Annotated in this window: 18 protein-coding genes, 2 tRNA genes and 1 rRNA gene; 13 read left to right on the forward strand and 8 right to left on the reverse strand. The window is 64.5% G+C overall.

Annotation, left to right across the window (positions count from 1 at the left end; all coding sequences use genetic code 11):
• Positions 1 to 54 precede the first annotated feature (54 nt).
• From BVG12_RS18325 to BVG12_RS18335, 3 genes are all read right to left on the reverse strand, one after another.
• Positions 55 to 130: transfer RNA gene (locus BVG12_RS18325), tRNA-Ala, on the reverse strand.
• Positions 131 to 234: 104 nt separating this feature from the next.
• Positions 235 to 311, reverse strand: a tRNA-Ile gene (locus tag BVG12_RS18330).
• A gap of 81 nt (positions 312 to 392) precedes the next feature.
• Positions 393 to 1,921: ribosomal RNA gene (locus tag BVG12_RS18335) — 16S ribosomal RNA — on the reverse strand.
• A 412-nt stretch (positions 1,922 to 2,333) separates the two neighbouring features.
• Here BVG12_RS18335 and BVG12_RS18340 point away from each other — a divergent pair.
• From BVG12_RS18340 to BVG12_RS18390, 11 genes are all read left to right on the forward strand, one after another.
• A complete protein-coding gene (locus BVG12_RS18340; RefSeq protein WP_075793650.1) occupies positions 2,334 to 3,824 on the forward strand; it encodes a B12-binding domain-containing radical SAM protein in 1,491 nt (496 codons plus the stop codon).
• 97 nt (positions 3,825 to 3,921) lie between these two features.
• Positions 3,922 to 5,049, forward strand: coding sequence for an MlaE family ABC transporter permease (locus BVG12_RS18345; RefSeq protein WP_075793651.1), 1,128 nt, complete (start codon positions 3,922 to 3,924; stop codon positions 5,047 to 5,049).
• On the forward strand, positions 5,049 to 5,936 hold the full coding sequence (locus BVG12_RS18350; RefSeq protein WP_083685192.1) for an ABC transporter ATP-binding protein: 888 nt from the start codon (positions 5,049 to 5,051) through the stop codon (positions 5,934 to 5,936). Before BVG12_RS18345 ends, BVG12_RS18350 begins: the two co-directional genes overlap by 1 nt.
• Before the next feature lies 1 nt (position 5,937).
• Entirely contained in the window at positions 5,938 to 6,885 is a 948-nt protein-coding gene (locus BVG12_RS18355; protein WP_075793652.1) for an MlaD family protein, read from the forward strand.
• 14 nt (positions 6,886 to 6,899) lie between these two features.
• Positions 6,900 to 7,511, forward strand: a complete 612-nt coding sequence (locus BVG12_RS18360) for an ABC-type transport auxiliary lipoprotein family protein (RefSeq protein ID WP_229503649.1) — start codon at positions 6,900 to 6,902, stop codon at positions 7,509 to 7,511.
• On the forward strand, positions 7,508 to 8,635 hold the full coding sequence (locus BVG12_RS18365) for a VanZ family protein (RefSeq protein WP_075793654.1): 1,128 nt from the start codon (positions 7,508 to 7,510) through the stop codon (positions 8,633 to 8,635). The genes BVG12_RS18360 and BVG12_RS18365 overlap by 4 nt, the downstream gene beginning before the upstream one ends.
• Before the next feature lie 54 nt (positions 8,636 to 8,689).
• The gene (locus BVG12_RS18370; protein ID WP_075793655.1) at positions 8,690 to 9,016 is read left to right on the forward strand and encodes a (2Fe-2S) ferredoxin domain-containing protein; all 327 of its coding nucleotides are present in this window, start codon (positions 8,690 to 8,692) and stop codon (positions 9,014 to 9,016) included.
• 14 nt (positions 9,017 to 9,030) lie between these two features.
• Positions 9,031 to 9,660, forward strand: a complete 630-nt coding sequence (locus BVG12_RS18375) for an alpha/beta hydrolase (RefSeq protein ID WP_075793656.1) — start codon at positions 9,031 to 9,033, stop codon at positions 9,658 to 9,660.
• Between the two features lie 98 nt (positions 9,661 to 9,758).
• Positions 9,759 to 10,907, forward strand: coding sequence for a D-alanyl-D-alanine carboxypeptidase family protein (locus tag BVG12_RS18380; protein ID WP_075793657.1), 1,149 nt, complete (start codon positions 9,759 to 9,761; stop codon positions 10,905 to 10,907).
• A 187-nt stretch (positions 10,908 to 11,094) separates the two neighbouring features.
• Positions 11,095 to 12,024 carry an aldo/keto reductase gene (locus tag BVG12_RS18385; protein ID WP_075793658.1) on the forward strand — a complete coding sequence of 310 codons (930 nt, stop codon included), beginning with the start codon at positions 11,095 to 11,097 and terminating at the stop codon, positions 12,022 to 12,024.
• A 13-nt stretch (positions 12,025 to 12,037) separates the two neighbouring features.
• Positions 12,038 to 12,346, forward strand: a complete 309-nt coding sequence (locus BVG12_RS18390; protein ID WP_075793659.1) for a metal-sensitive transcriptional regulator — start codon at positions 12,038 to 12,040, stop codon at positions 12,344 to 12,346.
• A 33-nt stretch (positions 12,347 to 12,379) separates the two neighbouring features.
• Here BVG12_RS18390 and pssA read toward each other — a convergent pair whose 3' ends face one another.
• Positions 12,380 to 13,159 carry a CDP-diacylglycerol--serine O-phosphatidyltransferase gene (gene pssA / locus BVG12_RS18395; RefSeq protein WP_075793660.1) on the reverse strand — a complete coding sequence of 260 codons (780 nt, stop codon included), beginning with the start codon at positions 13,157 to 13,159 and terminating at the stop codon, positions 12,380 to 12,382.
• A 146-nt stretch (positions 13,160 to 13,305) separates the two neighbouring features.
• Between pssA and BVG12_RS18400 the strand changes: the two genes are divergently transcribed.
• Positions 13,306 to 14,289: a CAP domain-containing protein gene (locus BVG12_RS18400; protein WP_307189075.1), complete on the forward strand. Its 984-nt coding sequence runs from the start codon at positions 13,306 to 13,308 to the stop codon at positions 14,287 to 14,289.
• Between the two features lie 6 nt (positions 14,290 to 14,295).
• On the forward strand, positions 14,296 to 14,907 hold the full coding sequence (locus tag BVG12_RS18405; protein WP_083685195.1) for an Hpt domain-containing protein: 612 nt from the start codon (positions 14,296 to 14,298) through the stop codon (positions 14,905 to 14,907).
• Between the two features lie 34 nt (positions 14,908 to 14,941).
• On the opposite strand, the gene BVG12_RS34105 is transcribed toward BVG12_RS18405, so the two are convergent.
• The 4 genes from BVG12_RS34105 to yidC all read right to left on the reverse strand — a co-directional run bounded on the left by BVG12_RS34105 (position 14,942) and on the right by yidC (position 19,337).
• Positions 14,942 to 15,154, reverse strand: a complete 213-nt coding sequence (locus BVG12_RS34105; RefSeq protein ID WP_075793662.1) for a hypothetical protein — start codon at positions 15,152 to 15,154, stop codon at positions 14,942 to 14,944.
• Positions 15,155 to 15,475: 321 nt separating this feature from the next.
• Positions 15,476 to 16,054: a DUF1439 domain-containing protein gene (locus BVG12_RS18415; protein WP_083685198.1), complete on the reverse strand. Its 579-nt coding sequence runs from the start codon at positions 16,052 to 16,054 to the stop codon at positions 15,476 to 15,478.
• Positions 16,055 to 16,117: 63 nt separating this feature from the next.
• The gene (gene mnmE, locus BVG12_RS18420; protein WP_075793663.1) at positions 16,118 to 17,497 is read right to left on the reverse strand and encodes a tRNA uridine-5-carboxymethylaminomethyl(34) synthesis GTPase MnmE; all 1,380 of its coding nucleotides are present in this window, start codon (positions 17,495 to 17,497) and stop codon (positions 16,118 to 16,120) included.
• A gap of 184 nt (positions 17,498 to 17,681) precedes the next feature.
• Positions 17,682 to 19,337, reverse strand: coding sequence for a membrane protein insertase YidC (yidC, locus tag BVG12_RS18425; RefSeq protein ID WP_075793664.1), 1,656 nt, complete (start codon positions 19,335 to 19,337; stop codon positions 17,682 to 17,684).
• Positions 19,338 to 19,341: the final 4 nt, after the last annotated feature.

Genomic DNA, 19,341 nt, shown 5'->3' on the forward strand with positions numbered 1-19,341 from the left:
CACTTATCGAAACTCAGTGTTGCCAAGCTTTGATAAATGCAGTGAACAGAGAGTTGGTGGAGGATGACGGGATCGAACCGACGACCCCCTGCTTGCAAAGCAGGTGCTCTCCCAGCTGAGCTAATCCCCCAGAATCATCACAAAAAAGTACACATCTACTTTTTTGTGGATCGAGGTAAAAATCCCTGGCAGAGCCAGATGATTTTTACAGACTAAACCCGACGATGATAACCATGGTGGGTCTGGTTGGATTCGAACCAACGACCCCCGCGTTATCAACACGGTGCTCTAACCGACTGAGCTACAGACCCGAACTGTTCTCGTTTAACTTTATAACAGCCGATAAGCGTAGGCGCTTGATGACCGAGCTTGCGCTCGCGGTGCCACTCTAGAAAGGAGGTGATCCAGCCGCACCTTCCGATACGGCTACCTTGTTACGACTTCACCCCAGTCACGAATCCTACCGTGGTAAGCGCCCTCCTTGCGGTTAAGCTACCTACTTCTGGTAAAACCCGCTCCCATGGTGTGACGGGCGGTGTGTACAAGACCCGGGAACGTATTCACCGCGGCATGCTGATCCGCGATTACTAGCGATTCCAACTTCACGCAGTCGAGTTGCAGACTGCGATCCGGACTACGATACACTTTCTGGGATTAGCTCCCCCTCGCGGGTTGGCGGCCCTCTGTATGTACCATTGTATGACGTGTGAAGCCCTACCCATAAGGGCCATGAGGACTTGACGTCATCCCCACCTTCCTCCGGTTTGTCACCGGCAGTCTCATTAGAGTGCCCTTTCGTAGCAACTAATGACAAGGGTTGCGCTCGTTGCGGGACTTAACCCAACATCTCACGACACGAGCTGACGACAGCCATGCAGCACCTGTGTTCAGGCTCCCTTTCGGGCACCCTCCAATCTCTCGGAGGTTCCTGACATGTCAAGGGTAGGTAAGGTTTTTCGCGTTGCATCGAATTAATCCACATCATCCACCGCTTGTGCGGGTCCCCGTCAATTCCTTTGAGTTTTAATCTTGCGACCGTACTCCCCAGGCGGTCTACTTCACGCGTTAGCTGCGTTACCAAGTCAATTAAGACCCGACAACTAGTAGACATCGTTTAGGGCGTGGACTACCAGGGTATCTAATCCTGTTTGCTCCCCACGCTTTCGTGCATGAGCGTCAGTCTTGACCCAGGGGGCTGCCTTCGCCATCGGTGTTCCTCCACATCTCTACGCATTTCACTGCTACACGTGGAATTCTACCCCCCTCTGCCAGACTCCAGCCTTGCAGTCTCCAACGCAATTCCCAGGTTAAGCCCGGGGATTTCACGTCAGACTTACAAAACCGCCTGCGCACGCTTTACGCCCAGTAATTCCGATTAACGCTTGCACCCTACGTATTACCGCGGCTGCTGGCACGTAGTTAGCCGGTGCTTATTCTTCAGGTACCGTCATTAGAGTCGGATATTAGCCGACCCCGTTTCTTCCCTGACAAAAGAGCTTTACAACCCGAAGGCCTTCTTCACTCACGCGGCATTGCTGGATCAGGCTTGCGCCCATTGTCCAAAATTCCCCACTGCTGCCTCCCGTAGGAGTCTGGGCCGTGTCTCAGTCCCAGTGTGGCTGGTCGTCCTCTCAGACCAGCTACTGATCGTCGCCTTGGTGAGCCTTTACCTCACCAACTAGCTAATCAGATATCGGCCGCTCCAGGAGCATGAGGTCTTGCGATCCCCCACTTTCATCCGTAGATCGTATGCGGTATTAGCGTAACTTTCGCTACGTTATCCCCCACTCTTGGGTACGTTCCGATATATTACTCACCCGTTCGCCACTCGCCGCCAGGTTGCCCCGCGCTGCCGTTCGACTTGCATGTGTAAAGCATGCCGCCAGCGTTCAATCTGAGCCAGGATCAAACTCTTCAGTTTAATCTCTGTTTTGACACTTTCGTGTCATGTCGCTCACTCAAAATACTGACCGTTACTCATTGCTGAGCAACGTATTTCTTTTGCGTGAACATTTGATAATTTAAGCATTCAGTATCGCCGAAGCGATACTGGCACCTCATCAAACGCCCACACTTATCGACTGTTGATTGTTAAAGAACTTCGTGTTCGGTACTGCCTTGCTGCGCCTGCGAATCGTTTTGTTCGTCAGCAGCAGAGAAGCGAGATTATGCAGTGTTTCGCGATGATCGTCAACTTCTTTTTTCGCCCCACCGAAGCGTTCAGAGCCGTTTAAAGGCCTGTCGTTTGCGACGAGGGACCGAATGATACCAGCGTCGCAAACGGCCCGCAAGTCCCGCTACAATGTGCGCTTTGCCGTTCTCCCCGCACCGCCATGACCATCCTGCTCGCCACCCTCAACGCCCGCTATGCCCACGCTTCGCTCGGGCTGCGCTACCTCTTGGCCAATATGGGAGCGCTGCAGGAGCAGACGAGCCTGATGGAATTCGTCATCGGCGCCAAAACGGTGGAGGTCGTGGAACGCCTGCTGGCAAAGCAGCCGCGCATCGTCGGCTTCGGCATCTATATATGGAACGTCGAGGAGACGACGAAGGTCGTCGCGATGCTCAAGCGTGTCGCGCCCGAGGTGACGGTCGTACTGGGCGGGCCGGAAGTCTCGCACGAGACCGGCGAACAAGAGATCGTGCGCCTGGCCGACTACGTCGTCACCGGCTGGGGCGACATCACCTTCCCCAAGCTGTGCGGCGAGATCCTGCACGGACCCAAGCCGATCATGAAGGTGCATGCGGGCGTCCAGCCGCCGATGGCCGACATCGCGCTGCCCTACTCTTTATATAGCGACGAGGACATCGCCCACCGCACCATCTACGTGGAAGCGTCGCGCGGCTGTCCGTTCAAATGCGAGTTCTGCCTGTCGTCGCTGGACAAGACGGCGTGGCCGTTCGGGATCGACACCTTCCTGGCGGAGATGGAGACGCTGTACCAGCGCGGCGCCCGGCTCTTCAAATTCGTCGACCGCACGTTCAACCTGAACGTCAAGACGAGCCAGCGCATCATGCAGTTCTTCCTCGATAAGATCGCGGCCCATCCGGACGACCCGGTCTACGCCCACTTCGAGCTGGTGCCCGACCACCTGCCGGAAGCGCTGAAGGCGACGATCGCGCAGTTCCCGCCCGGCGCGCTGCAGTTCGAGATCGGCATCCAGAGCTTCAACCCGGACGTGCAGACGCTCGTGAGCCGGCGCCAGGACAATGCCAAGGCCGCGGACAACATCCGCTGGCTGACGACGCACTCGCACGCGCACATGCACGTGGACCTGATCGCCGGCCTGCCGGGCGAAGACGTGGAGTCGTTCGCGCGCGGCTTCGACCAGCTCGTGGCCCTCGGCCCGCACGAGATCCAGTTCGGCATCCTCAAGCGCCTGCGCGGCACGCCGATCATCCGCCACACGGAACCGTACAAGATGGTGTACGACCCGTATCCGCCGTACACCGTGCTGGCCACGGACCGCATCGACTTTCCCACCATGCAGCGGCTCGTGCGCTTTGCGCGCTACTGGGACCTGGTCGCGAACTCGGGCCGTTTCGCCCATACGATCAAGGTGCTGCTGGGCGACAGCCCGTTCGCCAACTTCATGGCCTTTTCGGACTGGATCTACACGCAGCTCGATGCGACCCACCGCATCGCGCTCGATCGCCTGGCCAAACTGGTGCAGGCCTGGCTGCAGCGCCAGGGCATGCCGGCTTTCGAGGCCGCGGCCCTCGTCGCGAGCGACTACGCGGGCAGCTCGCACAAGCCGGCCGAGAAGACGGCGCAAGCCAAAGCGGCCGCGCCCGAGCGCCAGGTCCGCCATCTGGCCGCGTAAACACGGAACTCGACGGCAATGTGCGCCACCGAACGCTCCACGGCACGCTAGCGTCGCGCTGGTGGCGGCAGTCGCGAATCTCTTTTACACTGCCGCAATGCAGATTGAAAATGCGCCAACATTAACCATCGAGCATCCGAACGCCGGCGCGGAGCAATCCGTGGTGGCGCGCGGCGTATGGCAAGTCCACGCATTCTCGCGGCGCGGTTTCAAGGACATCGAAAAGACGATGACGTCCCTCGTGGGCAAGCCGGTCGCGTGGGACTTGTCGGAGATCGTCAGCCTCGATCACATCGGCGCCCAATTGTTCTGGAGTTCCTGGGGCAAGCGCCGCCCCGAGCATTTGAAACTCGACCCGCGCCAGGAAGAGCTGTTCGACCGCATCGAAAAATCCGGCCACATCGATCTGCCGCGCGCCCGCAAGAGCCGCCTGCAATGGGTGATCACGCTGGGCAGCGGCGTGCTCTCGTTCTTCGAACACCTGCGCGGCGCGATCACCCTGATCGGCCAGGTCGTGCAGGACATCGGCCGCTTCATCCGCCATCCGCTGTCCGGACCGTGGCGCGAGATCTCGGCCAACATCTACCACTCCGGGTTCCAGGCGCTGGGCATCACGGCGCTCGTGGGCTTCCTGATCGGCGTCGTGCTGTCGTACCTGTCGGCGCAGCAGCTGCGCATGTTCGGCGGCGACATCTACCTCGTCAACATCCTCGGCATGAGCATCATCCGCGAACTGGGCCCGCTGCTGGCGGCGATCCTCGTCGCGGGCCGCTCCGGTTCCTCGATCACGGCGCAGCTGGGCGTGATGCGCGTGACGGAGGAACTCGACGCGATGCTCGTGATGGGCATCTCGCACGGCTACCGCCTGATCATGCCCAAAGTGGTCGCGCTCGCGCTGGCGATGCCGCTGCTGGTCGTGTGGACGGATGCGATGGCCCTGATCGGCGGCATGGTCTCCGCGAAGATCGAACTGGGCCTGACGATGCGCTACTTCGTGCAGAAGCTGCCGTCGGCCGTGCCGATCGTGAACTACACCATCGGCCTGGGCAAGGGCGTCGCGTTCGGCATGCTGATCACGCTCGTCTCGTGCCACTTCGGCCTGCGCATCAAGCCGAACACGGAAAGCCTCGGGCGCGGCACGACGACGTCGGTCGTCACCGCGATCACCGTCGTGATCCTGGCCGACGCCGTGTTCGCGATCGTCTTCTCCGGGGTGGGCTTCTGATGGAGAACCCGGCCCAAAAATCAGGCCCGCAGCCCGCTGCGAAAGGCGAGCGCCCGCCGCAGCAGCTGAACCGCAAGCCGGACGAAGACGTCGGGCCGCCGGTCGTCCAGATCCGCAACCTGTGGACGCGCTTCGGCCGCACCGTCGTGCACCAGGACCTGAACCTCGACATCTACTCGGGCGAGATCCTGTCCATCGTCGGCGGTTCCGGCACCGGCAAGACCGTGCTGCTGCGCCAGATGCTCGGGCTGGAGCGCCCGTCCAGCGGCTGCGTCAGGGTGTTCGGCGAGGACGTCAGCAGCGCCAGCCCGGAACAGCTGCAGCGCATGCGCAACCACTGGGGCATGCTGTTCCAGCAGGGCGCGCTGTATTCGGCGCTGACCGTGTTCGACAACATCGCCCTGCCGCTGCGCGAGCTGCGCGCCCTGCCCGAGGAGGTCGTGCGCGACGCCGTGCTGCTCAAGATGGACATGGTGGGACTCGGTCCCGGCGACGCGAACAAGATGCCGTCCGACCTGTCGGGCGGGATGATCAAGCGGGCGGCCCTCGCGCGCGCGCTCGCGCTCGAACCGCAGCTGCTGTTTCTCGACGAGCCCACGGCGGGCCTCGACCCCGACCTGTCGGACTCCTTCGTGGCGCTGATCCAGACCCTGCACAGCGAGCTGCACCTGACCGTCGTGATGGTCACGCACGACCTGGACACGCTGTTCGCCCTGTCCTCGCGCATCGCCGTGCTGGCGGAAAAACACGTGATCGCGGTGGGCCCGTCGTGCGACGTGCTGCGCGTGCAGCATCCCTTCATCAAACACTTTTTCCTGGGGCCGCGCGGCCAGCGGGCGCTGGAAGTGCTGGAAGAGCGCATCGCAAGAAAGGAGTCGGAAGACTGACATGGAAAACAGATCGTATGCCCTCATGACGGGCTTCTTCACGGTCGCGCTGCTGGTGGCCGCCATCCTGATCGGCCTGTGGCTGAACCGCGACCGCACCGAGACGCACCCGTACGAAATCGTCACCACGCAGACCATCCCCGGCCTGAATCCGCAGGCGACCGTGCGTTACCGCGGCCTGGAAGTCGGGCGCGTGGACGACATCGTGTTCGACCCGCGCGTGACGGGCCAGATCCTCATCAAGCTCTCCATCGACGAAGGCGCGCCCGTCACGACGACGACGTTCGCCTCGCTCGGCTACCAGGGCGTGACCGGCATCGCGTTCATCCAGCTGGACGACGACCGCACGGGCTCCCCGCTGCTGAAAAGCGAGAAGGGCCACGTGGCGCGCATCCCGCTGCGTCCCGGCCTGCTCGACCAGCTCGAGAAGCGCGGCCTCGCGATCCTGGAAAAGACGGAACGGATCACGGACAGCCTGAACAACATCCTCAGCCAAGACAACCAGGACAAGCTCACGGGCGCCTTCGACAGCATCAACAAGGCCGCCGCCGCGTATGCCGACATCCCGGCCCAGCTGCAGCCGACGCTGGCCCGCCTGCCCGCGCTGACGGATAAACTCGACCGCACGATGGGCTCAGTGCACGACTTGTCGACCAGCGCCACCGCCGCCGCGCGCAACTACGACCGCCTCGCGACGAGCCTGCAGGCGCCGGGCGGTCCGCTCGAACGCGCCAGCACCGCCATCGATTCGCTGGGCGGCGTGACGTCCGACCTCGAGCTGCAGACGCTGCCGCACGTGGTCGACATGGCCGACGAGGCGAAGACGTCGCTGCGCGCCGTGCGCCGCACCGTGACGAGCCTGGGCGACCGCCCGCAAAGCATCCTGTTCGGCGCCCCGGCGGCCGACCCCGGCCCGGGCGAACCCGGTTTCGTCCCCCCGACCAAATGAGGAATCCAGCGACCATGCATCCGACCCGCTTCATTCTCGCCGCGGCCCTGGCCCTGATCCTGTCCGGCTGCGCTTCGCAAAAAGGCCAGCCGACGACGCAATTCGACTTCGGCCCGGCCGCGCCGGCATCGGCTCAAACGCAGGCGCCCCGCGCGCTCGGTCCGGTGGTCGTCACCGACGTCACCGGCTCGAGCGCCCTGGACAACGAACGCATGTTCTACCGCCTGACCTATGCCGACCCGCTGCAGGCGCGCACCTATGCGAACAGCCGCTGGACGGCGAATCCGCTGCAATTGCTGACCCAGCGCTTCAAGACGCGGCTCGCGCAGGCGGGCGCGCGGGTGCTGTCGGAGACCGACGCCTCCATCGGCATCCCGCTGCTGCGCATCGACGTCGACGAATTCGTCCAGGACTTCGGCGGCGTGAGCCAGAGCACGGGCACCGTCGCCGTGCGCGCCTCCGTGTTCCGGGGCCATACGCTCGTCGACCAGCGCAGCTTCCGCCAGGCCGTCCGCGCAACCAGCGCCGACGCGGCAGGCGGCGCGCGGGCGCTGGCAGCCAGCACCGACGCCATCGCGGCCGACATCGTGACCTGGCTGGGTACCTTGAATACCGAGCGACGATGACCGATACGGAAGACGAGGCCAGCTCCCGCGCCTCGCCGGTGGCGCGCGCGGCGCTGCTGGCTTATTTTCTGCTGATCGTCTACGCCAGCTGGTATCCGCTGTCCGGCTGGCGCAGCAACGGGCTGTCGCCGTTCGCCTTCCTCAACCTGCAGATGCCGCGCTGGTGGACCGGCTTCGACGTGATGGTCAACATCGTCGGCTACATGCCGTTCGGCGCCCTGATCGTGCTGGCGCTGCATCCGCGCGTGCGCGGCATGTGGGCCGTGGTCGTCGCGGCCGTCGTCGGCCTGCTCGTGTCGGGGACGATGGAAACCGTGCAGAACTACCTGCCCAGCCGCGTGCCGTCGAACCTCGACCTGCTGACCAATGCCGCCGGCTGCCTCGCCGGGGCGCTGCTCGGCGCCTGGTTCGCGCCCATGCTGCTGGACCGCAGCCGTTTATACCTGCTGCGGCAGCGCTGGTTCGCGGCGCACGCGAGCCAGGGACTGGTACTCGTCGCCCTGTGGCCGCTGGCCCAGGTCTATCCGCAGAACTACCTGTTCGGCAACGGCCAAGTGCTGCCGCTGCTGTCGGAATGGCTGTCCGAATGGCTTGACACGGACATCGACCTCGTGACCATGCTGCGCGGCGACGTGCCGATGAGCGTGGAGCAGTACTGGCTGTCCGAGACCATCATCACCGCGTGCGGCATGACGGGCGCCGCCCTCACCCTGCTGTGCCTCACGCGCCGCAACGCGCCCCGGCTGCCGCTGATGCTGGCGCTGGTCGGGGCCGGCATCGTCGTCAAGACGCTCGCGAGTTCGCTGTTCTTCGCGCCGGACAATGCGTTCGTCTGGGTCACGCCGGGCGCCGAGGGCGGCTTTCTGATCGGCCTGATCATGCTGGCGGGTCTGGCGTTCGCGCCCGAGGTCGCGCAGCGCCGGCTGGCCGTCGTGACGCTCGTGCTGTCGCTCATCGTCGTCAACACAATCCCGGCCAACCCGTATTTCGTCTCGACGCTGCAAGCCTGGCAGCAGGGTAAATTCCTGAATTTTAACGGGGCCGCCCAGTTCCTCGGCATGGCCTGGCCGTTCATCGCGGTGTGGTTCCTGCTGCTGCCCTCGCACCGGCTGAACCGGCCCTGAATTGGCCCCGATAACGGCGTATCATAGTAAGGATACAGCCCATCCGGAATCGACATGAACGACGACAAACCCTTTTATCGACATCACGTGTTCTTCTGCCTGAACGAACGCGAAGGCAAGGACTGCCGCCCCAGCTGCGGCAAGAGCGGCGCCGAAGCCGCGCAGCAGCACGCGAAGAAACGCGTCAAGGAACTGGGCCTCTCCGGCCCGGGCCAGGTGCGCATCAACAAGGCCGGTTGCCTGGACCGCTGCGAGGAAGGCCCCGTCGTGGTGATCTACCCGCAGGGCACGTGGTACACCTACGTGGACAACACCGACATCGACGAAATCATCGACCGCCACCTCGTCAAGGGCGAGGTGGTCGAGCGCCTGAAGATCTGAGGCCGACGCACGCAATGAACAAGAATTCGCACAAGTTTTACCTGACCGGCCCCGCCGGCAAGATGGAATGCCTGCTGGACGAACCGGAGGGCGCGCCGCGCGGCATCGCCCTCGTCGCGCATCCGCACCCGCTGTACGGCGGCACCATGGACAATAAAGTCGCGCAGACGCTGGCCCGCGCCTTCGTCGGTCTCGGCTACGTGACGGCACGCTTCAACTTCCGCGGCGTGGGCGAGTCCGAAGGCGTGCACGACGAAGGCCGCGGCGAAGTGGACGACATGGAAGTCATGCTCGACCACATGATCGAACAGTATCCGGGCCTGCCGTACGCGCTGTCCGGCTTCTCGTTCGGCACCTTCGTCCAGGCCCAGCTGCAGCAGCGCCTCATCGCCCAGGGCCGCCCGGCCGAGCGCCTCGCGCTGGTCGGCACGGCTGCCGGCAAATGGCCGATGCCGGCGGTCCCGGCCGACACGATCCTGATCCACGGCGAACTTGACGATACGATACCGCTCACGCACGTGTTCGACTGGGCGCGCCCGCTCGACATTCCCGTCACCGTGATTCCCGGCGCCGACCACTTCTTCCACCGCAAGCTCGTCCACATTAAAAATCTTGTCGCGCAATTGTGGCGGCGTGACATTTGAGCCGAACGCTGGCCTATAATGATGCGATCTTCTTTTAAGGCAATGCTTACGGGCATTGCCATCGCGTCATCTCACAGTTCACCTCGAGTTTGCTTCCCATGAAAAAGTTAATCGCGGCCTTCGCCGCCAGTGCCCTCCTGATGTCGGCCGCCCAAGCGCAGCAGGTGCCGGCCCCGCAAATCGCCGCCCGTTCGTGGCTCCTGCTGGATGCCACCAGCGGCCAGGTCATCGCTTCGCAGGATCCGGACATGCGCATCGAGCCGGCCTCGCTCACGAAGGTCATGACCGCCTACGTCGTCTTCGAAGCCCTGCGCGACAAGAAGATCACGCTGGACCAGATGGTCAACGTCTCGGTGCATGCATGGAAGGTCGACGGCAGCAGCTCGAAGATGTTCATCGACCCGGCCACGCCGGTGAAAATCCAGGACCTGCTGTACGGCCTGATGATCCAGTCCGGCAATGACGCCGCGGTGGCGCTGGCCGAAGCCGTGGCCGGCGACGAAGCGACCTTCGTCACCTTGATGAACCGCGAAGCCCAGCGCATGGGCATGAAGAACACCCACTTCGCCAACCCGCACGGCCTGCCCAGCCCCGAGAACTACTCGACGGCGCGCGACCTGTCGATCCTGGCCTCGCACGAAATCCAGGACTTCCCGCAGTTCTACAAGATCGACTCGATCAAGGAATTCACGTACAACAAGATCAAGCAGCAGAACCGCAACCGCCTGCTGTGGCTGGACCCGACCGTCGACGGCCTCAAGACGGGCCACACCGAAGCCTCGGGCTATTCGATGATCGCATCGGCACACCGCCCGAACGGCCCGGCCGGCGAGCGCCGCCTGATCTCGGTGCTGTCCGGCGCGACGTCGGACGGCAACCGCACGGCGGAAAGCCAGAAGCTCTTGAACTGGGGCTTCCAGAACTTCGACACCGTCAAGCTGTATACGAAAGGCCAGGCGATCCTCACGCCGGAAATCTGGAAGGGCTCCCAGTCGACCGTGAAGATCGGCTTCCCCAACGACGTGTGGGTGACCGTGCCGAAGGGCGTGGCCCAGAAGATGAAGCCGGTCCTGGAACGCAAGGATCCGCTGGTTGCGCCGCTGGCCCTGAACAGCCGCGTCGGCACGCTGAAGATGAACGTCGACGGCAAGCCGCTGCTGGCGCTGCCGGTGGTGGCGCTGGAAGAAGTGCGCGAAGCGTCGATCTTCGGCCGTGCGTGGGATTCGATGCGGTTGTGGATGAAGTAATTCCGGCTTAATCGACTACTCAAAACGCCGTCGCTCCCGGCATTGCCGGAACCGACTTCCCGCGCAGGCGGGAACCCATACTGAGCATCCTCGTTCACGTCAGCATGGGTTCCCGCTTTCGCGGGAACGACGTTTTTGCAGGGTTGCTTTCGCTATAATCATCTAATTATCAACCTGGAAAACCGCAATGACCCCAGCCCTCCCCCGCGACCTGTCCTGTCCGCGCATCGCCACCCGCAAGACCGGCGGCCTCGAACTGTCCCGCATCGTCGCCGGCATGTGGCGCATGGTCGAATGGGGCATGACGGTGGAGCAGCGCATTGCCTTCATCGAGCAATGCATCGCGCTGGGCGTCACGTCGTTCGATCATGCGGACATCTACGGCAACTACGGCGTCGAAGGCCTGTTCGGCGAAGCTCTGCGCGCCCAGCCGTCGCTGCGCGACCGCATGCAGCTGATCAGCAAGTGCGGCATCAAGCTGCTGTCGAATAAACGCCCGCAGCACGCCATCCAGCACTACGACACGAGCGCCGCGCACATCGTCGCATCCGCCGAGGAATCGCTGCGCCAGCTGCACACCGACCGCCTGGACCTGCTGCTGATCCACCGTCCCGACCCGCTGATGGACTTCGACGAGATCGCGCAAGCCTTCACGCGCCTGAAGCAGGACGGCAAGGTGCTGCACTTCGGCGTGTCGAATTTCAGCCGCCACCAGTTCGAGGCACTGAACCGCCGCATCGAGCTGTCGACGAACCAGGTGGAATTCTCGCCGCTGCACGTGGCGCCGATGTTCGACGAGACCTTCGACGGCCTGCAGGACAAAGGCGTCGCGCCGATGATCTGGTCGCCGCTGGCCGGTGGCCGCCTGTTCACGGCCAACGACGCGAACGCCGAGAACCTGCGCCTCGTGATCAAGGACATCGCCGACCGCCTGCACCAGCCGTTCGCCAGCGTGGTGTTCGCGTGGATCATGCAGCTGCCGTCGCGCCCCATTCCGCTGACGGGCAGTGGCCGCATCGAGGCGGTCTCGGTCGCCGTCGCCGGCACGACGTTCCAGCTGTCGCGCGCGGACTGGTTCGCGATCCTGCGCGCCGCGCGCGGGCACGAGGTCGCATAGGCGACGCGCCGCCATGGCCGAACCGCTCAAGATCGTCGAAGGCCGCGCCCTGACGGCGCAGCAGAAGAAGGATCTGCTGAACCGCCTCGCGCGCGTGGAGGGTCAGCTGCGCGGGGTCCAAAAGCTGATCGCGCTGGCCGACGGGCCGTCCGATTGCGACGCCGTGGCCCAGCAGATGGCGGCCGCGCGCAAGGCGCTGGACCGCTCGTTCGTGCAGCTGCTCACCGCCAGCATCGTGACCCATACGGGCAATGCGGGCGACGTCGAGGAAGCGAAGGTGGCGGCCGCGCATCTGGCCGCGCTGTTCGACAAGTTCGCGTAGGGTGGACGGGTTCTCCCGTCCGCCCTACGTAAATCATTCGTCGTCGTACACCTTCGGCGGCGCGATCTTCGTCCACCCACTCTTCCACGCGATGTTCAGCAGCAGCGTCGCGCCAATATAAAACACGAAGAACAGCGCAAAGAAGCGCGTCTGCAGCAGCGCCAGCAACACGACGCAGACACCCAGCGCGACGAAGGTCGCCTTTTTCGGCTGCTTGGAGCTGGGGAAGCGGATCGTCGACACCATCAGCGTCCCGACCGCGATCATCAGGAGCATGACGAGGAAGGCGCCGACCATGTCCGCCACCGGGTCGGGCCAGGCGACCACCACCGAGGCCACGCAGGCCGCGCCGGCCGTGATCGGCATGCCGACGAAATAGCGCGGGTCGGTCTTCCCGACCATCACGTTGAAGCGCGCCAGGCGCAGCGCGCCGCAAGCGACGAACACGAAGCAGGCCAGGCCGCCCATGCGCACGAGGGTCGGGTGCGCGGCACCCATCTGGGCGAAGCCGTAGCAGTACAACAGCAGGCCGGGGGCGCAGCCGAAATTCATCACGTCGGCGATCGAATCCAGTTGCACGCCGAACGCCGACTGCGTATTGGTGGCGCGGGCGACGAAGCCGTCGAGGGCGTCGAACACGCCGGCCAGCACCAGCAGGATCGCGGCCAGGCGATAGTCGGACGGATCGCCCACGGGGGCATTGTCGACCGAGATCACGATGCTGCCGAAACCGCAGGCGATCGACAGCAGGGTCACGAAACTGGGCAGGGCAAACTTGGCGCGCGCAAGGCGCTGCTGGCGGGTAGCGTTCACTAGGATACGTTAAAAGCGGAAGAAGGGCTTATTTTACATGGGCTTATGCTGAGGCCGCGATTGTCGGTGCGATCGTCACCAGGCGCCGATTTCGCCTAGAATGGAAGCTCTTTGTACTCCGGTCCGGCCGACGTTGGGAGTTTTACATGATGAATAAAATACATCGGGTGCGGCAAATTGCTCTCGCCTGCACCGCGGCGTGGGTGCTGGTCGCCTGCGGCGGCGGTGGTGGCGGTGGCGGCGGCGGCAGCGGCGGCAACACTGCCGGCGCCTCGAACGGCGCGCCGTCCACTGGGTTCTCGGGACAGGACGCCTCGGCGCCCGTCGCGACCAACAACATCGCCACCGACGGCCTGAACTGGATTAACTACCGGCGCAGCCAGATCGGCATGCCGGCCCTCGCACACAACGGCGTCATCGACGTCGCGGCCCAGGGCCATTCGGACTACCAGCGCATCAACAACACCGTGACCCACACCCAGACGGCCGGCAAGCAAGGCTTCACGGGCGTGGACCTGGAGGCGCGCCTGAAGGCCGCCGGCTACACGTTCAGCGGCAGCAACGCGATCGGCGAGGTCATCTCGGCGACCTCGAACGGTTCCGGCTTCTACATGGCGGAGGAATTGATCACGGCGATTTATCACCGCTTCGTGATCTTCGAGCCCGTGTTCAAGGAAATCGGCACCGGCGCGGCGGCGACGTCGAACAACTACAATTATTTCACCGCCGACTTCGTCACCAACAACGGCTACGGCAGCGGCATCCCCGCCGCCACGATCGTGACGTGGCCATTCAACGGCCAGACGCAGGTGCCGGCCACTTTCAACAGCGATTACGAGGAGCCGGATCCGGTGCCCGACCGCAGCGTGGTCGGCTACCCGGTCAGCGTGCACACGAACCTCACGCGCAAGCTGACGGTCCAGAGCTTCACGATCCGCGCGCACGGTGCCGGCACCGACCTGTCGACGCGCCTGCTGGCCCAGGGCCAGGATGCGAACACGACCACCCAGTCGGCGGCGGCGATCGTCCCGCTGGCCCCGCTGGCGGCGGCCACGACCTACGACGTCACCTTCACCGGTGCCGTCGACGGAACGCCGGTCACCCGCGGCTGGTCGTTTACGACAAAATAAGGCCTGATGAACAGTCCCGACCAACGCCCCCTGCCGGATGCAGCCAATGGCCCCGCGGTGAATCACGCGGGCGGCGTCGCACGCCTGATGGGCGACGGCGCGTTGTTCGGGCGCGTCCTGGCGCGCTTTCGCAACGAGTACCGCCAGGCCGCGGCCGGCATCCGCGCCGCGCACGACCAGGGCGACACCGTGCTGGCGCTGCGCCTCGTGCACACCCTCAAGGGCGCCGCCGGCATGATCGAGGCGGTGCCGCTGCGGCGCCAGGCGGATGTCGTGGAACGGATGCTGCACGCGGGCACGGGCGACGTGCACGGCAGCCTCGTGCGCCTGCAGGACGAACTGGAGCGGGTGCTGCGCGAACTGGACATCCTGGCCAGCACCCTGCCCGAACGCCATCCCGCGGCACCGGCACAGCGCGATCACGGCGACACCGTCGACCGTCTGATGCTGCTGCTCGATGAAGGCAATGGCGATGCGGTCGACCTCGTGCGCGAGGCCGGGAGCGCACTGGCGGCACAACTGGGGGAAGACCATTACCACCAGGTGGCGGGTCTGGTCGAAGGGTTCGATTTCGACGGTGCCCTGGCGCTGCTGCGCGCACGGGCCGACGGCGGCTGACCGGAGGCGCGACCGCGGTGCGCGGTGCCGCGGCTCAGCGGTTGTATTCCGCTTCTTCGTCGAACGAGTCGGCGCAGGATTTGCCGCAGAAACGGCGGACGCTGTCGAGCGGCTTTTCGCAATACCAGCACGAGCCCTTGGGCGGCAGGCTCTGACGGGTCGGCACCGACGTCGTGCCCATGGATGCCGCGACCATCGGCTCGACAGGCACGCTCTTGTCCGGAACACTTTCCTGTATCGTTTCCAAGATTACCCCCTTACCGGCAGCACGTCAGTAACGCAGAGATTACTTTAGTGGAACACCATGTGCATGAGAAAGCGCAAGCGCGCTTGTGCCCGCTTCTGCGGTACGTGCCGTTGCCAACTTTCAAACCAGTGTGCGCCGTTTGCGCTACCTCTGCAACGCCTGCTGCCGCACAGTTTTAAAGAAACAACAGTCACAGTGCCCCGACGTCATCGTCACCGATGCCGGACCATCCAACTGCCCGAAATAATAGCAGTATCGGCAACCCGTGCACGGGGCCGTTCAATCGTGCGAGGCTGTCGTGTCGGATTTGCGACGTGGGGATCAGCGCTCTGGTTCCAGCGTGACGAACAGGGCGCCGGGCGCCGTCTCGAGGCGCGTCGGGATAAATTGCACCCCCGCATAACGCAGGTCTTCGGGGTGGAAACTGTAGACCGGCATATCGCGCATCAGTTGATTCACGAGCAGGTCGGCCGCGCGGCCCAGGTCGCGCACGCGGTTGCTGTCCATGCCCTCCACGTCGAAGCTGTCGACGTGCGTCGAGGACAGGACGACGGCGTTGCGCACATTGTCCAGCACCAGGTGGCCGGACAGCGCCAGCGTACCGTTCCACGACTGACGCAGGAACGGCGGAGACACGGACACGTCCAGCGTGAGGCCGACGCGGTCGGTGTCCGGCATGATCGCCAGGCGCGGACGGTACAATTGCACGTCGAACAGCTCGAGCATGCGGTTACGCAGCGGGAAGCGGCGTTCCAGGCCCGCCTGCAGGCGGCCTTGCGACAGCTCGATACGGCGCGGTCCGATCATGCTTGCGCAGGAGGCCAGCAGGCCGCCGGCGGCCAGCGCCAGTGCCGCCTTGCCGAAGCGCCGTCTCGTCATCCCGTCTTGCTTCACTGCCATGGTTGCCTCATTCGTCAATGGATGGGGCAAGCCTAGCACATCCGCGGCGGACGTCATTTGCCGTTACTTCCCGATACAGAACCGACTGAAGATCACCCCGAGTAAGTCATCCGGCGTGAACAGCCCGGTGATGCTGGACAGCTGATCCTGCGCGAGCCGCAGCTCTTCGGCGAACAGGTCGAGCGACTGGTCGTCCTGCGCCGCGTGCTCGGCCGCGAAACGCAGATGCTCGCGCGCATTGCGCAGTGCGACGAGGTGGCGTTCGCGCGCGAGGTACAGCGACTCGCCCGTCTGCTGCCAGCCGGCGATGCGCAGGAGTTCGGCGCGCAGCAGGTCGATGCCGATCTTTTCGTGCGCGGACAGATAGATGTTGACCGCGTCGGCGCCCTGCGCGACGCTCGGCTGGTGGCCGGACAGGTCGATCTTGTTCCAGATGCGCACGACCGGCACGCCGGCCGGGAACGCGGCGACGATGTCCTCGTCGGCCTTGGCCGGGCCCAGGCTCGCGTCGAGCAGGTGCAGGATCACGTCCGCCTTGCCGACCTCGCCCCACGTGCGCTCGATGCCGATGCGCTCGACGACGTCGACGTGGTCCCCGATGGCACGGATGCCGGCCGTGTCGACGATGTTCAGCGGGATGCCCTCGACCTGGATCGTCTCGCTGACTTTATCGCGCGTCGTGCCCGCGATCGGCGTGACGATGGCGACGTCCGACCCGGCCAGCGCATTCAGCAGCGACGATTTACCGACGTTCGGCTGGCCGACGAGTACCACGTTCAGGCCCTCGCGCAGCAGCGCGCCCTGGGCGGCCTGGCGGAACACGGCCTCCAGCGCATCGACGATGCCCTTCAACTGGCCACGCGCATTCGATTTCTCGAGGAAGTCGATCTCTTCCTCCGGAAAGTCGAGCGTGGCCTCGACGAGCATGCGCAGGTTGATCGTCTTGTCGACCAGCTCGTGCACGACTTTCGAGAACGCGCCGGACAGCGATTGCGACGCCGATTTCGCGGCGGCCTCGGTGGACGCGTCGATCAGGTCGGCGACGGCCTCCGCCTGGGCGAGGTCGAGCTTATCGTTGAGGAAGGCGCGGCGCGTGAATTCGCCCGGCTCCGCGAGGCGCAGGCCGGCATCGCGGCCCGCTTCCAGCACGCGCGCGAGCAGCATGCGCAGCACGACGGGGCCGCCATGGCCCTGCAGTTCCAGCACGTCCTCGCCGGTGTACGAGTGCGGGGCCTTGAAGTACAGCGCGAGGCCCTCGTCGATGACGGCGCCCGCGGCGTCCTTGAACGGCAGGTAAGTCGCGTGGCGGGCCGCCAGCGTCGTACCGGGGAACAGCGCGTCCACGAGCGGAGACAGGTCCTTGCCGGAGGCGCGCACCACGCCGATGCCGCCGCGTCCAGGGGCGGTGGCGATGGCGGCGATGGGGGAGGTGTCGAGTTTCATGGGGTGGGATTGTAGTTTATTAGTCGGACTGATGCCCTAAGCCGCCGTCCCGGCGCAGGCGGGGACCCAGTTTTGCATGCGTTGCGTCGACGCGAGCAGTACTGGGGTTCCCGGCTGCGCGGGAACGACGTGCAGAAACAAAAAAGCCCGTGCGGGCACGGGCTTTTCGCTCACCAGGCCAGGTTTATTTGGCCGGCGCGAACTTCTTGGTGATGACGTACTGCTGCGCCATCGAGATCAGGTTGTTCACCACCCAGTACAGCACGAGGCCGGACGGGAAGAACAGGAAGATCACGGAGAACGCCAGCGGCATGAACATCATCATCTTCGCCTGCACCGGGTCGGCCGGTTGCGGGTTCAGACGCTGCGTGATGAACATCGAGATCGCGTACAGGATCGGCAGGATGAAGTACGGGTCCGGTGCCGTCAGGTCGTGGATCCAGCCCACCCACGGTGCGCCGCGCATCTCGACCGCGGCCTGCAGCACCCAGTACAGGGCCAGGAACACCGGCATCTGCACGAGGATCGGCAGGCAGCCGCCCAGCGGGTTGATCTTCTCGGCCTTGTACAGCTCCATCGTGGCCTGCTGCATCTTGACCGGATCGTTTTTGAAACGCTCGCGGATCGCCTGCATCTTTGGCGTCACCGTCTTCATCTTGGCCATGCTGCGGTAGCCGGCCGCCGACAGCGGGAAGAACAGCAGCTTGATCAGGATCGTGAAGGCGATGATGGTCCAGCCCCAGTTGCCGATCATCGAGTGCAGCCAGTTCATGGTGGCGAAGATCGGCTTGGCGATGATCGCGGCCCACGCGTAGTCGCGCACCAGGTCCAGGCCCGGCGTCACTTTTTCCAGCAGGCTCTGCACTTGCGGACCCGAGTACAGGCGCGCGGCGTTCGACACGGTCGCGCCCGGTGCCACGGTGCCCAGCGGCTCGACGGCGCCGATGGCGAACACGTTGTTGCCCAAGGCCTTCGTGTAGATGTCGCGCTGGGTGTTCGCCGGCGGGATGAAGGCCGAGACGAAGAAGTGCTGCGAGATCGCGATCCAGCCGTCGTTCGCCTTCTTCGCGTAGTCGGCCGAGCCCTTGGCGATCTTGTCGAAGGTCAGCTTCTGGTAGTGCTCGTCCGGCGTCCACAGGGTCGGGCCCGTGTAGCTGCTGTTGAAGTAGGTGTCGCCTTCCGGCTTCAGGCCGTCATGCTCGAGCTGGAAGTACAGCGACGGCGCGATCGGCGCCTGGGTCAGGTTGGTCACGTCGTGGCGCACGTCGATCACGTAGTCGTTGCGCTTGAACGTGAAGGTCTTGGTCAGGCGCACGCCGCCCTGCTCGGCGTCCAGCACGACCTGCACCTGGTTGTTGCTGTCCAGCGTGCGCGGGCCCGGACGGACCGTGAACGGGGTGTTGTGGTTCGGCAGGACGCCGGCCGGGCTGGTGCCCGTCAGGCCGGTCTGGGCCAGGTAGACGCGCGGGCCGTTGGCCTGGAACAGCACCTGGTTCTTGGTCGGGTCGACCTTGTCGCGGTACTTCAGCAGCTCCAGGCGGCGGATCACGCCGCCGGCCGTGTCGATGTCGACTTTATAGACGTCGGTGGTGACGGTGACGACCTGGGTCTGCACAGGCGCGGCGGCCGCGGGCGTGCCCGGGACGGCGCCGGCCGGCGTCGGCGTTGCCGCCGTCGGCAGATCATTCGGCTTGGCCGGATTCGGTGCCTGCGCGACCTTGGCCGGCGGCTGCGCCGAGAACATCGACTGCTTGCCGTTGGCCACCATCCAGTCGTTCCACAGGACGACCAGTGCGACGGCGAACACGATCCACAGGATGGTACGTTTATTGATTTCCATTGGT

Source organism: Massilia putida (assembly GCF_001941825.1).
GTDB classification, from domain to species: Bacteria; Pseudomonadota; Gammaproteobacteria; order Burkholderiales; family Burkholderiaceae_D; genus Telluria; species Telluria putida.

What these genes read in the sequence shown, in the direction of transcription:
- yidC (WP_075793664.1), bottom strand. Translation starts at nt 19,337, where the DNA reads ATGGAAATCAATAAACGTACCATCCTGTGGATCGTGTTCGCCGTCGCA.
- BVG12_RS18340 (WP_075793650.1), top strand. Translation starts at nt 2,334, where the DNA reads ATGACCATCCTGCTCGCCACCCTCAACGCCCGCTATGCCCACGCTTCG.
- BVG12_RS18415 (WP_083685198.1), bottom strand. Translation starts at nt 16,054, where the DNA reads ATGGCAGTGAAGCAAGACGGGATGACGAGACGGCGCTTCGGCAAGGCG.
- BVG12_RS18375 (WP_075793656.1), top strand. Translation starts at nt 9,031, where the DNA reads ATGAACAAGAATTCGCACAAGTTTTACCTGACCGGCCCCGCCGGCAAG.
- BVG12_RS18400 (WP_307189075.1), top strand. Translation starts at nt 13,306, where the DNA reads ATGATGAATAAAATACATCGGGTGCGGCAAATTGCTCTCGCCTGCACC.
- BVG12_RS18365 (WP_075793654.1), top strand. Translation starts at nt 7,508, where the DNA reads ATGACCGATACGGAAGACGAGGCCAGCTCCCGCGCCTCGCCGGTGGCG.
- BVG12_RS18350 (WP_083685192.1), top strand. Translation starts at nt 5,049, where the DNA reads ATGGAGAACCCGGCCCAAAAATCAGGCCCGCAGCCCGCTGCGAAAGGC.
- BVG12_RS18385 (WP_075793658.1), top strand. Translation starts at nt 11,095, where the DNA reads ATGACCCCAGCCCTCCCCCGCGACCTGTCCTGTCCGCGCATCGCCACC.
- BVG12_RS18370 (WP_075793655.1), top strand. Translation starts at nt 8,690, where the DNA reads ATGAACGACGACAAACCCTTTTATCGACATCACGTGTTCTTCTGCCTG.
- BVG12_RS18345 (WP_075793651.1), top strand. Translation starts at nt 3,922, where the DNA reads ATGCAGATTGAAAATGCGCCAACATTAACCATCGAGCATCCGAACGCC.
- BVG12_RS18355 (WP_075793652.1), top strand. Translation starts at nt 5,938, where the DNA reads ATGGAAAACAGATCGTATGCCCTCATGACGGGCTTCTTCACGGTCGCG.
- BVG12_RS18390 (WP_075793659.1), top strand. Translation starts at nt 12,038, where the DNA reads ATGGCCGAACCGCTCAAGATCGTCGAAGGCCGCGCCCTGACGGCGCAG.
- BVG12_RS18360 (WP_229503649.1), top strand. Translation starts at nt 6,900, where the DNA reads ATGCATCCGACCCGCTTCATTCTCGCCGCGGCCCTGGCCCTGATCCTG.
- BVG12_RS18380 (WP_075793657.1), top strand. Translation starts at nt 9,759, where the DNA reads ATGAAAAAGTTAATCGCGGCCTTCGCCGCCAGTGCCCTCCTGATGTCG.
- BVG12_RS18405 (WP_083685195.1), top strand. Translation starts at nt 14,296, where the DNA reads ATGAACAGTCCCGACCAACGCCCCCTGCCGGATGCAGCCAATGGCCCC.
- mnmE (WP_075793663.1), bottom strand. Translation starts at nt 17,497, where the DNA reads ATGAAACTCGACACCTCCCCCATCGCCGCCATCGCCACCGCCCCTGGA.